The organism is Rhizobium sp. SAFR-030, from assembly GCF_059415005.1.
Genome location: NZ_JBPFDO010000006.1, coordinates 92983 through 105623 on the forward strand (window position 1 = coordinate 92983; position 12641 = coordinate 105623).

At 63.7% G+C, this 12641-nt stretch carries 14 protein-coding genes and 1 pseudogene; 2 read left to right on the plus strand and 13 right to left on the minus strand.

Annotated elements, in window-relative coordinates:
• Window positions 1-41: 41 nt before the first annotated feature.
• From ACR65N_RS18510 to ACR65N_RS18570, 13 genes and pseudogenes are all read right to left on the minus strand, one after another.
• Entirely contained in the window at window positions 42-449 is a 408-nt protein-coding gene (locus tag ACR65N_RS18510; RefSeq protein WP_440458201.1) for a hypothetical protein, read from the minus strand.
• A 3-nt stretch (window positions 450-452) separates the two neighbouring features.
• Entirely contained in the window at window positions 453-830 is a 378-nt protein-coding gene (locus ACR65N_RS18515) for a hypothetical protein (protein ID WP_440458202.1), read from the minus strand.
• 12 nt (window positions 831-842) lie between these two features.
• Window positions 843-1754, minus strand: a complete 912-nt coding sequence (gene yghU / locus ACR65N_RS18520; protein WP_440458203.1) for a glutathione-dependent disulfide-bond oxidoreductase — start codon at window positions 1752-1754, stop codon at window positions 843-845.
• 105 nt (window positions 1755-1859) lie between these two features.
• Window positions 1860-2147: a DUF2442 domain-containing protein gene (locus ACR65N_RS18525; RefSeq protein ID WP_440458204.1), complete on the minus strand. Its 288-nt coding sequence runs from the start codon at window positions 2145-2147 to the stop codon at window positions 1860-1862.
• Entirely contained in the window at window positions 2122-2337 is a 216-nt protein-coding gene (locus ACR65N_RS18530) for a DUF4160 domain-containing protein (protein ID WP_440458205.1), read from the minus strand. Before ACR65N_RS18530 ends, ACR65N_RS18525 begins: the two co-directional genes overlap by 26 nt.
• Before the next feature lie 27 nt (window positions 2338-2364).
• Window positions 2365-2445, minus strand: a pseudogene (locus tag ACR65N_RS18535) (propionyl-CoA carboxylase); the annotation flags it as partial.
• Window positions 2446-2468: 23 nt separating this feature from the next.
• Window positions 2469-2753: a DUF2442 domain-containing protein gene (locus tag ACR65N_RS18540; protein WP_430307518.1), complete on the minus strand. Its 285-nt coding sequence runs from the start codon at window positions 2751-2753 to the stop codon at window positions 2469-2471.
• Window positions 2734-2970 (minus strand): DUF4160 domain-containing protein, encoded by a 237-nt coding sequence (locus tag ACR65N_RS18545; protein ID WP_440458206.1) that lies wholly within the window; start codon window positions 2968-2970, stop codon window positions 2734-2736. The genes ACR65N_RS18540 and ACR65N_RS18545 overlap by 20 nt, the downstream gene beginning before the upstream one ends.
• 11 nt (window positions 2971-2981) lie before the next feature.
• A complete protein-coding gene (locus ACR65N_RS18550; protein ID WP_440458207.1) occupies window positions 2982-4514 on the minus strand; it encodes an acyl-CoA carboxylase subunit beta in 1533 nt (510 codons plus the stop codon).
• A 140-nt stretch (window positions 4515-4654) separates the two neighbouring features.
• Entirely contained in the window at window positions 4655-5869 is a 1215-nt protein-coding gene (gene hemA, locus ACR65N_RS18555; RefSeq protein WP_440458208.1) for a 5-aminolevulinate synthase, read from the minus strand.
• Window positions 5870-6084: 215 nt separating this feature from the next.
• Window positions 6085-6882, minus strand: coding sequence for an FAD binding domain-containing protein (locus ACR65N_RS18560; protein ID WP_440458209.1), 798 nt, complete (start codon window positions 6880-6882; stop codon window positions 6085-6087).
• 20 nt (window positions 6883-6902) lie between these two features.
• Window positions 6903-9269 (minus strand): xanthine dehydrogenase family protein molybdopterin-binding subunit, encoded by a 2367-nt coding sequence (locus ACR65N_RS18565; protein WP_440458210.1) that lies wholly within the window; start codon window positions 9267-9269, stop codon window positions 6903-6905.
• 126 nt (window positions 9270-9395) lie between these two features.
• Window positions 9396-9887, minus strand: coding sequence for a (2Fe-2S)-binding protein (locus tag ACR65N_RS18570; RefSeq protein ID WP_440458211.1), 492 nt, complete (start codon window positions 9885-9887; stop codon window positions 9396-9398).
• A gap of 378 nt (window positions 9888-10265) precedes the next feature.
• Between ACR65N_RS18570 and ACR65N_RS18575 the strand changes: the two genes are divergently transcribed.
• Both ACR65N_RS18575 and ACR65N_RS18580 read left to right on the plus strand, forming a co-directional pair.
• The gene (locus ACR65N_RS18575) at window positions 10266-10535 is read left to right on the plus strand and encodes a YMGG-like glycine zipper-containing protein (protein ID WP_430307525.1); all 270 of its coding nucleotides are present in this window, start codon (window positions 10266-10268) and stop codon (window positions 10533-10535) included.
• Window positions 10536-10711: 176 nt separating this feature from the next.
• Window positions 10712-12625, plus strand: a complete 1914-nt coding sequence (locus ACR65N_RS18580; RefSeq protein ID WP_440458212.1) for an autotransporter assembly complex protein TamA — start codon at window positions 10712-10714, stop codon at window positions 12623-12625.
• Window positions 12626-12641: the final 16 nt, after the last annotated feature.

Consider the following 12641-nt stretch of genomic DNA (forward strand, 5'->3'; position numbering starts at 1 on the left):
AGTCCCTCCGTCCCGTCATGCCCCGTCGCGCCCCGCAACGGTCAACTCTGCTTCTTCAAACCCTTCGCCACGCTCTGCTCGTTCTTCACGTCGCCGAACGCTTCCGGAAAGTTCTTGCGGGCAAGCGGTTCGTTGATCTTCAGCTTGGCGAAATAGGACTGCGGATCAAAACCGCGCTCTGCGGCGATGATCTCGCGCCCGAACAGCCGGCACAGGCGCTCGCCGTCAAGATTGCCGCGTTCGAACGGTTCGGTGCCGAAGAACTGCCAGATCGACTGGAGGAAACCGAGGTCGGCCAGCGCCACCGTCGGGTCCATCGTCCGGTGCCGCGGCCAGTTGGTGAGCGGCGTCACCTTGGGGTTCGGCCGGCGCAGCGTGTATTGCCACTGGGTTCCCGGCAGGCCCGCCGGAAAGCCCTGGTGCTTGGGCATGAGCGATTCCTTGGCCATCGGCTAGACCTCGAACACATCGTCGAAGGATTCCGGAAAGTTCTGCCGGGCGACCTTCTCGTCGATCACCAGCAGCGCCTCGTAGGACAGCGGATCAAAATCCTTGTCGACTGCAACCACCTCGCGGCCGAACAGCAGGTTCAGCCGCGCCGCATCCAGATTGCCGCGCTCGAAGGGTTCCGGCCCGAAATGGTGCCAGAGCGCATGCAGGAAGGCCGCATCGATACGGTGCTCCTTTGTGCCTGGCCGTGCCTTGCGCGGCAGGGCGCGGACCGGGGTCACCCCCTTGCCGTTCGCGCGGCGAATGGTGAACTGGATGCCGGTGCCCGGCATGCCCGAGGGAAAACCCCGGTGCTTGGTCATCTCGGGGGCGTTGCCCATGCTGTGCTTCCCCTACGCCTTGGCGATCTTGTCTTGCGTCTTCGTGTCGAAATCCGACGCATCGTGACGCTCGTGCAATTGCGTCGACGGATCGCCCGAGGTGCGGTTGACCATCGATCCGCGCTTGACGCCGGACCGCTCGCCGATCTGCTTCGTCCAGCGCTGGACGTGCCGGTATTCGTCGACGGAGAGGAAGTCGCCGGCGTCGTTGTAGGCATCCTTCATGGCAAGGCGTCCGTACCAGGGCCAGATCGCCATGTCGGCGATCGAATACTCGCTGCCGGCCATGTATTCGTGGTCCGCCAGGTGACGGTCGAGCACGTCCATCTGGCGCTTCACCTCCATGGCATAACGGTCGATGGCATACTGGATCTTCATCGGCGCGTAGGCATAGAAGTGGCCGAAACCGCCACCGAGGAAGGGCGCCGAGCCCATCTGCCAGAACAGCCAGTTCATCGCTTCCGTGCGCGCACGCGGATCGGTCGGCAGGAAGGCGCCGAATTTTTCCGCCAGATAGACGAGGATCGAACCCGACTCGAACACCCGAAGAGGCGCGCCGCCATCCTTCGGCTGGTGATCCATCAGCGCCGGGATTTTCGAGTTCGGGTTGACCTCGACGAAGCCGGATCCGAACTGGTCGCCCTTGCCGATATTGATCAGCCAGGCATCATATTCGGCACCCGCATGGCCGGCGGCCAGCAGTTCCTCGAGCATGATCGTGACCTTGACGCCGTTCGGCGTGCCGAGCGAATAGAGCTGCAGCGGATGGCGGCCGACGGGACGTTCCTTCTCCTGCGTCGAGCCGGCGATCGGCCGGTTGATGCTGGCGAACTGGCCGCCATTGCCGGGCTCCCAGGTCCACACCTTGGGCGGCTCATAGCCGGCGGGCAGGTTGTTTTCAGGCGGAAATTTTGTTTCGGTCATAAAATCTTCCTTTGTGCCGATGAGACGCCAAGCGCTTCAGCGATATATATAGTCAAAGGCGCGCCGCCCGCAGCCTCGAACCGCAGGAAAAGCTGTGGCGATGGTTTATTCGGCGGCCTCGGCAGGCGGCTTGGCATTGGGGTAACGCTTGCCCTGGAGCATGACCTCAATGCTCAGATCCTCATCAAGGTCCGGCCAGTGGACGCCCGAGGGCGACAATTCGATCTGGTTGCGCGCTTCCGGAGTGGCTGCGAGCAACGGTGGATACCACCACAGCGGCGTCGACAATTTCAAGCCATTGGCCAGAACGACAATCAACTCGCTGACGCTGCACTTGGCCTCGACCGGCTCGAACTCTTCCCAGTTCTCATCCGAAATGACGGTTCCAGGCATCGACGAACTCCTTCCGATGTTCATTCACGACCGCCACGATGGCGTTGACCTCGTGATCCGCGACGCGGCGATTATACGCCACGCGCACCGGATCCAGCCACAGTTTCAGCTCCTTGCGATCCTTCCGTGCATGGACATGTGGCGGCTCGCCTCGGTCAAGGCTGAAAACACGAATCTCCAGCCCTTCCATTCAAAGATCACCGGCATCGATCGCCCTCTACAACGGGATAGTATCGTGCTTCCTCCAGTGCGTCGTCACCTGCTTGTTGCGCAGGCTGGCAAAGGCCCGGTCGATCCTCCCAAGGAAATTGACGTCGCTCCTTACTCGGCGGCCTCGGCAGGCGGCTTGGCACCGGGTGCTGCACCGCCGACGATCAGTGCCTTTGCGCTGACGTATTCGTCCAGTTCCTCCCAGCCGACCGCATCGCCGAAGGGCAGGATCTCCCATTTCTTCCTGTCGGCCGGCGATGCCGAATGCAGCCTTGGATACCACCACAGCGGCGCTTCGATCCGCCTACCGTCGGCCATCTGGAACCGCAGACTGTCGCTGGTCACATGGACATCCACGACAAGCAACTGCTTTTCGTCAATTTCCAAAATAGTCATGCCAGGCCTCCAGAAACGTCAGGCGGTTCTCCGCAATGACCTTGAGGATATCATTCAGCTCGTGCGGAGCAAAACCCACGTTCCGCGCCAGGCGCAGATCCGAAAGCCAGACCTTCAACTGCTTGGCATCCTTCAGAACATGAATATGCGGCGGCTCGCCGACTTCCATTGAGTAGAACAGGAAACGATGACCTCGCCACCTCAGGACGACGGGCATGAGCATTCCCCTCACAACGGAATGGTATCGTGCTTCTTCCAGTGCGTCGTCACCTGCTTGTTGCGCAGGCTGGCGAAGGCCCGGGCGATCCGCTTGCGCGAGGAATGCGGCATGATCACTTCGTCGATGAAGCCGCGCTCGGCGGCGACGAACGGATTGGCGAAGCGCTCCTCATATTCCTTCGTCCGGGCGGCGATCTTTTCGGGATCGCCAAGCTCGGAGCGATAGAGGATTTCGGTCGCGCCCTTGGCACCCATTACGGCGATCTCGGCGGTCGGCCAGGCATAGTTGACGTCGGCGCCGATATGTTTCGATGCCATCACGTCATAGGCGCCGCCATAGGCTTTCCGCGTGATCAGCGTCACCATCGGCACGGTCGCTTCGGAGTAGGCAAACAGCAGCTTGGCGCCGTGCTTGATCACCCCACCGTATTCCTGGGCCACGCCCGGCAGGAAACCGGGCACGTCGACAAGCGTCAGGATCGGCATCGAGAAGGCATCGCAGAAGCGTACGAAACGGGCTGCCTTGCGCGACGCATCGATGTCGAGGCAGCCGGCCAGCACCATGGGCTGGTTGGCGACAACGCCGACCGACTGGCCCTCGATGCGGATGAAGCCGGTGATGATGTTGCGGGCAAAGGCTTCCTGGATCTCGAAGAAATCGCCCTCGTCGGCCACGGCGAAGATCAGTTCCTTCATGTCATAGGGCGTGGCGGGACTGGCCGGGATCAGGCTGTCGAGGCGCGCCTCCATCCGGGCCGGATCGTCGAAGAACGGCCGCACCGGCGGCTTGTCGCGGTTGTTGAGCGGCAGGAAATCGAACAGCTGGCGGACAGCCTCCAGCGTTTCCACGTCATTCTCGTAGGCCGCATCCGCCACCGAGGATTTTTTCGTATGGGTGGAGGCGCCGCCGAGTTCTTCGGCCGTGACGATCTCGTTGGTGACGGTCTTCACCACGTCCGGGCCGGTGACGAACATGTAGGATGTATCGCGCACCATGAAGATGAAGTCGGTCATCGCCGGCGAGTAGACAGCGCCACCGGCGCAAGGGCCCATGATCACCGAGATCTGCGGGATGACGCCTGAGGCTTCCGCATTGCGGCGAAACACTTCCGCATAGCCGGCAAGCGAGGCGACGCCTTCCTGGATGCGCGCGCCGCCGGAATCGTTGAGGCCGATCACCGGCGCTCCGACCCTGACCGCCATATCCATGATCTTGCAGATCTTCTGCGCATGGGTTTCCGACAGCGAGCCCCCGAGCACGGTGAAATCCTGGCTGAACACGTAGACCTGCCGGCCGTTGATGGTGCCCCATCCAGTGACCACGCCGTCGCCCGCGATCGTCTGGCCGGCCATGCCGAAATCCACGGCACGGTGGGTGACATACATGTCGTATTCTTCGAAGGATCCCTCGTCGAGCAGCACCTCGAGCCGTTCCCGGGCGGTCAGCTTGCCCTTGGCGTGCTGGGCATCGATGCGGCGCTGGCCGCCGCCGAGACGGGCCTCGGCCCGCCGCGCCTCCACCTGATCCAGAACCGCGCGCATTCTTCCTCCCGGATTTCAAACCAACTGCCGTCGCGCCTCAGGGAAGCTGGAAACGGCAGGTCCGTCAATAGGCCGGCGCACAGCAAAAACCCCGCGAGGCGCGAAGCCTGCGGGGTTGAACTTTGGTGTCGATCAAGCTTTCACGCCACGGCGCGGGCGAGTGCGCAGCGCGACCAGAGCTGGTGCAGGGCACCGACCAGATGCTCGATATCGGCATCCGTATGCAGCGGCGTCGGGGTGATGCGCAGCCGCTCGGTCTTGCGCGGCACCGTCGGGTAGTTGATCGGCTGCACGTAGACGTCCGAATGATCGAGCAGCAGGTCGGAGATCCACTTGCACTTGGCCGCATCGCCGACCATCACCGGCACGATGTGGCTGGGATTGGGCATGTGCGGAATGCCGCGCGCATCGAGCGAGGCGCGCAGCTTGCGTACCCGATCCTGGTGACGGGCGCGCTCAAAAGGGCTGGCCTTCAGGTGGCGGATCGAGGCGACCGCACCGGCAGCCAGCGCCGGCGGCAGCGCCGTGGTGAAGATGAAGCCCGAGGCGAACGAGCGGATGAAATCGCACATCGCCACCGAACCGGCGATATAGCCGCCCATCACGCCGAAGGCCTTGCCGAGCGTACCCTCGATGATGGTGATGCGGTCCATCAGCCCTTCGCGCTCGGCAATGCCGCCGCCGCGCGGGCCATACATGCCGACCGCATGCACCTCGTCGAGGTAGGTCATGGCGCCGTACTTGTCGGCGAGATCGCAGATCTCCCGGATCGGCGCGATGTCGCCGTCCATCGAGTAGACGCTCTCGAAGGCGATCATCTTCGGCGCCTTCGGATTGGCGGCCGCAAGCTTGGCTTCGAGGTCGTTCAGATCATTGTGCTTCCAGATCACCCGCTCGGACTTGCCGTGGCGGATGCCCTCGATCATCGAGGCGTGATTCAGCGCATCGGAAAAGATGATCAGGCCGGGGATCTTCTGGCCGAGCGTCCCGAGCGTTGCCCAGTTCGATACGTAGCCGGAAGTGAAGACCAGGGCTGCCTGCTTGCCGTGCAGATCGGCGAGCTCCTGCTCGAGCAGGACATGATAATGCGTGGTGCCAGAGATATTCCGGGTGCCTCCCGCACCCGCGCCACAGTGATCGATCGCCTCTTTCATGGCGGCGACCACGGCCGGGTGCTGGCCCATGCCGAGATAATCGTTCGAACACCAGACGGTGACCTCGCGCTGGCCCTCCGGCGTGTGGCGCGTCGCGCGCGGGAAGGAACCCCGATGCCGTTCAAGATCGGCGAACACCCGGTAGCGCCCTTCCTGATGAAGCGCGTCCAGTTCGCCTTTGAAATATGCCTCGAAATCCATTCCAACACTCCAGAACATGCACTGTTTTTTGCGGGCTAGCCCACCGTCTCGTCAACCCCGATCAGGATGAATATCAACCCCTGCGGCATTTGGCGCATCTTTTTGAATCATTCCAATGCAGACCTACAACAGCTCTCATACGAGAAAGTTGACATACATCAACCCAATAAAACAGGAGCAGCGCAAGCCGCTCCAGATTCCGGTTGCAAACGCAATCAGCCGGCAGCCATGACCGCCCGCTTGGCCATCACCCGCACCAGGTTGGCACGGTATTCGGCGCTCGCATGCATGTCGCTCATCATCGCCGCCGGATCGACGAAACACGATGAAACGGCATCCGGCGACCAGGACCGACCGAGTGCCTCTTCCATCGCGGCGACGCGAAACACCCCGTCGGCCCCGGCCCCGGTCACCGCGACGCGGATGCCGGACGCGGTTTGGGCGACGAACACGCCGGTCAGCGAATAGCGCGAAGCCGGATTGGTGAACTTCGCATAGCCCGCCTTTTCCGGTGCTTCGAAGCCAATCGCGGTGATCAGTTCGGCCTCTTCCAGCGCCGTTTCGAAGAGGCCGGTGAAAAATGCCCCGGCCGGGATCTCGCGTCGGTCGGTGACGATCGTGGCATCAAGCGCAAGCAGTGCGGCGGGATAGTCGGCGGCCGGATCATTGTTGGCGACCGATCCGCCGATCGTTCCCATGTGCCGCACATGCGGATCGCCGATGGTGCCGGCGAGATAGGAAAAGGCGGGGCAGACAGAGGTAATGGCGGCGGAGGCGGCGACCTCGGCATGCGGGGTGGCGGCACCGATCCGCACCCGGCGGCCATCGACGGTAATGCCGCGCAGGGCCTCGATATGGCGCAGGTCGATGAGGTCCGACGGCGCCGCGAGCCGCTGCTTCATCGTCGCGATCAGCGTCATGCCGCCGGACAGATATCGCCCCTCGTCATGCGAGGAGCGCAGGTTGACGGCCTCGTCGACGGAGGCGGCGCGGTGGTAGCTGGTTGCGTACATGGTCTTCCTCCCCTTTTTGCCTATTCGGCGGCCTGGCGCAGGGCGACGCCCTGCAGCGCGGTCCAGACCTTGAGCGGCGTTGCCGGCATGGTCAGCGTATTGACGCCGATGGCGTCGGTGATAGCGTTGATCAGCGCCGGCGGCGAACCGATGGCACCGGCCTCACCGCATCCCTTGATGCCGAGCGGATTGCTGGGACACGGCGTATTCTGGTGCGACAGCGAAAACGACGGCAGGTCGTCGGCGCGCGGCATGGCATAGTCCATGTAGCTTGCCGTCAGCAGCTGGCCGCTCTGTTCGTCGTAGCGCACCTCTTCCATCAGTGCCTGACCGATGCCCTGCGCGATCCCGCCATGCACCTGACCCTCGACGATCATCGGGTTGATGATGTTGCCGAAGTCGTCGGCGGCGACGAACTGCAGGATCTCCGTCTTGCCGGTTTCCGGATCGACCTCCACCTCGGCGATGTAACAGCCGGCCGGAAAGGTGAAGTTGGACGGATCGTAGAAGGCCGTCTCCTTGAGGCCGGGCTCCATGCCTGACGGCAGGTTGTGGGCGGTGTAGGCGGCGAGCGCCACCTGGAACCACGGCAGGCTCCTGTCGGTGCCGGCCACCTTCACCTCGCCGTTGTCGATGACGATGTCGGCCTCGTCGGCTTCCATCAGGTGGGCGGCGATGCGTTTCGCCTTCATCTCCACCTTGTCGAGCGCCTTGACCACTGCCGACATGCCGACCGCACCGGAGCGCGAACCGTAGGTGCCCATGCCCATCTGCACCTTGTCGGTATCGCCGTGGACGATGTTGACGCTGGCAAGCGGCACGCCGAGGCGATCGGCCACCAGCTGCGCGAAGGTGGTCTCGTGACCCTGGCCGTGGCTGTGCGAACCGGTGAGCACCTCGATGGTTCCGACGGCGTTGACCCGTACCTCCGCCGATTCCCACAGGCCGACGCCGGCGCCAAGCGAGCCCACGGCTTGAGACGGCGCGATGCCGCAGGCCTCGATATAGCAGCTCATGCCGATGCCGCGCTTCTTGCCACGGGCTTCCGACTGCGCCCGACGGGCGGCAAAGCCGTCCCAGTCGGCCGCCTGCATGGCGGCCTCTAGGGAGGCCTCGTAGTCGCCGGCGTCATAGGTCATGATCACCGGCGTCTGGTAGGGGAAGCTGCGGATGAAGTTCTTGCGGCGAAGCTCGGCCGGTGAAATGCCAAGTTCGCGGGCAGCCGTCTCCATCGTCCGTTCCAGGAGGTAGGTGGCTTCCGGCCGCCCGGCGCCGCGATAGGCATCGACCGGCACGGTATTCGAATAGACGGTGCGGACATTGGCGTGGATCGCCGGGATGGCGTACTGGCCCGACAGCAGCGTCGCATAGAGATAGGTGGGCACCGCCGACGAGAAGAGCGACATGTAGGCGCCGAGATTGGCGATGGTATCGACCTTCAGGCCGATGATGCGGTGGTCGGCATCAAACGCCATCTTCACCTTTGATACGTGGTCGCGGCCATGTGCATCGGTGAGGAAGGCTTCGGTGCGGTCGGACGTCCACTTGACCGGCACGCCGGTCTTCTTCGACGCCCACAGACAGACGATCTCTTCCGGATAGATGTAGATCTTCGAGCCGAAACCGCCGCCGACATCCGGGGCGATGACGCGCAGCTTGTTTTCCGGGGCGACATTGTAGAAGGCGCTCATCACCAGCCGCGCCACATGCGGGTTCTGGCTGGTCGTGTAGCAGGTGTAGTGATCCTCCGCGTCGTCGTAGATGCCGAGCGTGGCGCGCGGCTCCATCGGGTTCGGCGACAGGCGGTTGTTGAGGATCTCGATCTCGGTGACGTGTGCCGCCCGGGCGATCGCCTGATCGGTGGCAGCCGGATCGCCGATCTGCCAGTCGAAGATCAGGTTGCCCGGCGCTTCCGGATGGATCTGCGGTGCGTCAGGCTGAAGTGCGGCCGGCGCGGTGACCACCGCCGGCAGCTCCTCGTAATCGACGACCACTGCTTCGGCCGCATCGCGGGCCTCGGCGGCACTGTCGGCAATCACGATCGCCACCGCATCGCCGACATAGCGGACGGTATCGACCGCCAGCGGCCGCCAGGCGCCCATCTTCATCGGCGAACCGTCCTTCGAGTGGATCATCCAGCCACAGATGAGATTGCCGATGCCGTCGGCCTGCAGCTGCCGGCCTTCCAGCACGCCGATAACGCCGGGCATCGCGAGCGCCGCCGAGGCGTCGAAGCCGGTGATCCGCGCATGCGCATGCGGGCTGCGGACGAAGACGGCATGCTTCATGCCGGGCACCACCATGTCGTCCGTGTAGCGCCCCTTGCCGGTGAGGAAGCGTCTGTCCTCCTTGCGGGCGACCCGTGCACCGATACCTTCGAGACCCATGTTCATTTCCTCCAGAGAATAGGGATCAGGCAAACGGCAATAGGCATTAGCAATGGAGACGTAAGGGCTCGGCGCCGAACACTGATGCCTATTGCCTATTGCCTATTGCCTGTTGCCTGTTGCCTCTTATTCAGCAGCCGCACGCTGCTCGGCATGCATGGCAGCGTCGGCCGCCAGCACCGCCTTGACGATGTTGTGATAGCCGGTGCACCGACAGATATTGCCGTCCAGTTCGAGGCGCACGGTGGCCTCGTCGAGCGTGCCGCCGTGGCGGCCGATCATGTCGATGGCAGTCATCACCATGCCCGGCGTGCAGAAGCCGCACTGCAATCCATGATGCTGGTTGAAGGCCACCTGCACCGGATGCAGTTCGCCCTGCGCGGCGATGCCTTCGATGGTGGTGACGGCGGAGCCCGACGCCTGGACGGCGAGGATCGAACAGCTTTTCACCGACCGCCCGTCGAGATGCACGACGCAAGCTCCGCACTGGGTGGTATCGCAGCCGACATGCGTGCCGGTCAGCCCCAGCCTGTCCCGGATGAAATGCACGAGCAGCGTGCGATCGTCGCACTCGCCCGTCATTGCCCGGCCGTTCACCGTCAACGTCACCTTCGTCATGAGATCTCCTCCCGCTCATCCTCCAGACGCGTGCCTCCACGAGCCACCCGCGAACGAGACGTCCGGCCGAGACAGGAATGCCTCCTCGGCGCGGCGCCTCCTCCCACCCGCCGGCCTCCTCAAGCCCGCGTGTCGTGCCTCCTCAAACACAACCGCATCATTTGCCTTTTTCGGCCATCGATCAACAGCTAGTTTCGATCCTGTTTCGGCGTTTGCAGCGCTCGTCTGCAGACCTGCTAAAAGAAACAGCAGCCGCAGATATGGACTTCCGCGATCGGAATCTTATCCTTCCCATCAGCGGGATTAACTGACCTGCGCCGTAGACGAGGAATGACCGGCTTCGCAGCGGCCTGAACTCATAGCAATTTGGAGAGAGCGATGAAAAAGGCATTGATGCTTATGGTGGTTGGCCTGACGATGGCCGGCTGCACCCAGACGGAACAGGGCGCTGCCATCGGCGCCGGCAGCGGCGCCGTGATCGGCGGCCTGGCCACCGGCAACGTGCGCGGCGCAGCGGTCGGCGCTGCCATCGGCGGCGTCTCCGGCGCAGTCATCGGCTCTGTCGCCGAACAGCCGGGCCAGTGCTACTACCGCGACCGTTACGGCCGTCGCTACGTCGACAGCTGCCCGCGCGGCGGACGCTACTAATCGGCCCAATCGGCAGACGACTATACTGGGCTCCGGTGGCAACACCGGGGCCTTTTCGTAGGATAACCGTAGAAAAGCTTGTACTCTTTTCGCACATTTGCGATTACATTCAAAATTCGTCAGATGGGCATGAAGCCCCCGCAAGTGGGATCGGTAAACTGAGTAAGAGCAGGGACATGCCCGGACCGGAACGCCCGTCGGCGGCTCGGAAGACAGGGGTTGCAGCCGCTCTTGCCGCGACGCTGCTGACCTTTCCCGGCCTCGTGCCGGAGGCCCATGCGCTGAAGATCTTCGGCATTACCCTGTTCGAAACCGAGGACGAGACGGCCGAGGTCATCGACCCGGTCCGCTACGATGCGTCCGTCGACATCACCGGTGCCGACGACAAGCTGCAGGAGCGGCTGGAGACCGCGACATCGCTGGTGGCCGACAAGGAACTGCCGGTCTCCGGCGACCTCGGACTGGTGGTCAAGGCGCGCGAAGACCGCGAACGCCTGGTCGCCGTGCTCTACGAGGAAGCCCGCTACGGCGGCGTCGTGCGCATCACCATCGGCGGAACCGAACTCGACCGTCTGCCGCCGACCCCGGTCTTCGACCACAGCGCGCCGGTGCCGGTGACCGTGACCATCGAGACCGGACCGGTGTTCACGCTGGGCTCGGTGACCCTGAAGGGCGATGCCGCCGGCCTCGATCCGAGCGAATACAAGCTCGACATCGGTGAGCCCGCAGGCTCGGTGCGCATCATCCAGGCCGGCGAGCGGATCGTTCGCGACCTGAAGAACGGCGGCCGGCCTCTCGCCAAGCTCAGCACCCGCGACGTGATCGCCAATCACACAAACAGCACGGTGGCCCTAACGCTGGCGGCCGAGAGCGGCCCTGTCGCATCGCTGGGCGAGGTGACGGTAAAGGGCGCCCGGGCGGTGAACCCGGATTTCATCCGCCGCTATTCGCGCCTCGACGAGCCGCAGCGCTACTCCCCCGACCAGCTGAAGAAGGCCAGCGAGCGGCTGCGGGAACTCGGCGTCTTCTCCAGCGTGACGGTGCGCGAGTCCGAGATGCTGGCGCCCAATGGTACGTTGCCGCTGACCATCGAGATTTCCGAAGGCAAGTTCCGCTACTACGGCTTCGGCGCCGAATATTCGTCGATCGACGGTGCGGGCGTCTCCGGCTACTGGGGCCACCGCAACCTGTTCGGCGAGGCGGAATCGCTGCGCGTCGAAGGCAAGGTTTCCGGTATCGGCGCCACCACCGACTATACCACTTTCGACTATTCGGCCGGCATCTTCTTCACCAAGCCGGGCGCCATCCTGCCGCGCATCACGCTCGACGCCAGCCTGGAAGCCGAGCGCGAGACGCCGGACGCCTATACGGCGACTTCCGTGACCGCCCGCACCATTCTGTCCTACGAGCTGAACGACACCGACACCATCAAGGGCGGTGGCGAGATCGCCTGGGTGCGCGCCGACGACGCCTTCGGCAAGAACACCTACCTGACCTTCTCGACGCCGCTGTCCTTCGAGCGCGATGCGCGCGACAACAAGATGGAGCCGACGGAAGGCTACCGCGCCACGCTTTCGGCGCAGCCGAGCTACGAGGCTTATCGCGGCAGCATCTTCTCGTCGTTCGAGGGGTCGGCATCCGGCTATCTCGGCTTCGGCGACGAGAACGACCTGGTGCTTGCCGCCCGCGTCGCAGCCGGCACGATCGTCGGCGCCGACCAGCTGCAGGACATCCCGACGACCCGACGTTTCTACGCCGGCGGCGGCGGATCGGTGCGCGGCTACGCCTACCGCGAGATCTCTCCGTACAACGCCGAGAACGAGGCGACTGGCGGCCGTTCCTATGCGCTCGCCTCCTTCGAGGCCCGCGTCAAGGTGACTGAAAAGATCGGTCTGGTTCCGTTTTTCGACGTCGGTACAGTGACGAACGAAATCGTGCCTGATTTCTCCGATATTCGCATGGGCGCTGGCATCGGCCTGCGCTATACAACGCCGTTCGGACCCATCCGACTCGATGTCGCGGTGCCTCTCGACCGTTATGAAGGCGGGAGCAGCTACGGGATCTACGCGGGGATCGGACAGGCTTTCTGATGTCGCATCGTAACGA

Coding starts and splice junctions, on each gene's coding strand:
- ACR65N_RS18565 (WP_440458210.1), bottom strand. CDS start 9,269: ATGGGTCTCGAAGGTATCGGTGCACGGGTCGCCCGCAAGGAGGACAGA.
- ACR65N_RS18580 (WP_440458212.1), top strand. CDS start 10,712: ATGCCCGGACCGGAACGCCCGTCGGCGGCTCGGAAGACAGGGGTTGCA.
- ACR65N_RS18550 (WP_440458207.1), bottom strand. CDS start 4,514: ATGCGCGCGGTTCTGGATCAGGTGGAGGCGCGGCGGGCCGAGGCCCGT.
- ACR65N_RS18545 (WP_440458206.1), bottom strand. CDS start 2,970: ATGCCCGTCGTCCTGAGGTGGCGAGGTCATCGTTTCCTGTTCTACTCA.
- ACR65N_RS18540 (WP_430307518.1), bottom strand. CDS start 2,753: ATGACTATTTTGGAAATTGACGAAAAGCAGTTGCTTGTCGTGGATGTC.
- ACR65N_RS18530 (WP_440458205.1), bottom strand. CDS start 2,337: ATGGAAGGGCTGGAGATTCGTGTTTTCAGCCTTGACCGAGGCGAGCCG.
- ACR65N_RS18525 (WP_440458204.1), bottom strand. CDS start 2,147: ATGCCTGGAACCGTCATTTCGGATGAGAACTGGGAAGAGTTCGAGCCG.
- ACR65N_RS18575 (WP_430307525.1), top strand. CDS start 10,266: ATGAAAAAGGCATTGATGCTTATGGTGGTTGGCCTGACGATGGCCGGC.
- ACR65N_RS18560 (WP_440458209.1), bottom strand. CDS start 6,882: ATGTACGCAACCAGCTACCACCGCGCCGCCTCCGTCGACGAGGCCGTC.
- hemA (WP_440458208.1), bottom strand. CDS start 5,869: ATGGATTTCGAGGCATATTTCAAAGGCGAACTGGACGCGCTTCATCAG.
- ACR65N_RS18570 (WP_440458211.1), bottom strand. CDS start 9,887: ATGACGAAGGTGACGTTGACGGTGAACGGCCGGGCAATGACGGGCGAG.
- ACR65N_RS18510 (WP_440458201.1), bottom strand. CDS start 449: ATGGCCAAGGAATCGCTCATGCCCAAGCACCAGGGCTTTCCGGCGGGC.
- ACR65N_RS18515 (WP_440458202.1), bottom strand. CDS start 830: ATGGGCAACGCCCCCGAGATGACCAAGCACCGGGGTTTTCCCTCGGGC.
- yghU (WP_440458203.1), bottom strand. CDS start 1,754: ATGACCGAAACAAAATTTCCGCCTGAAAACAACCTGCCCGCCGGCTAT.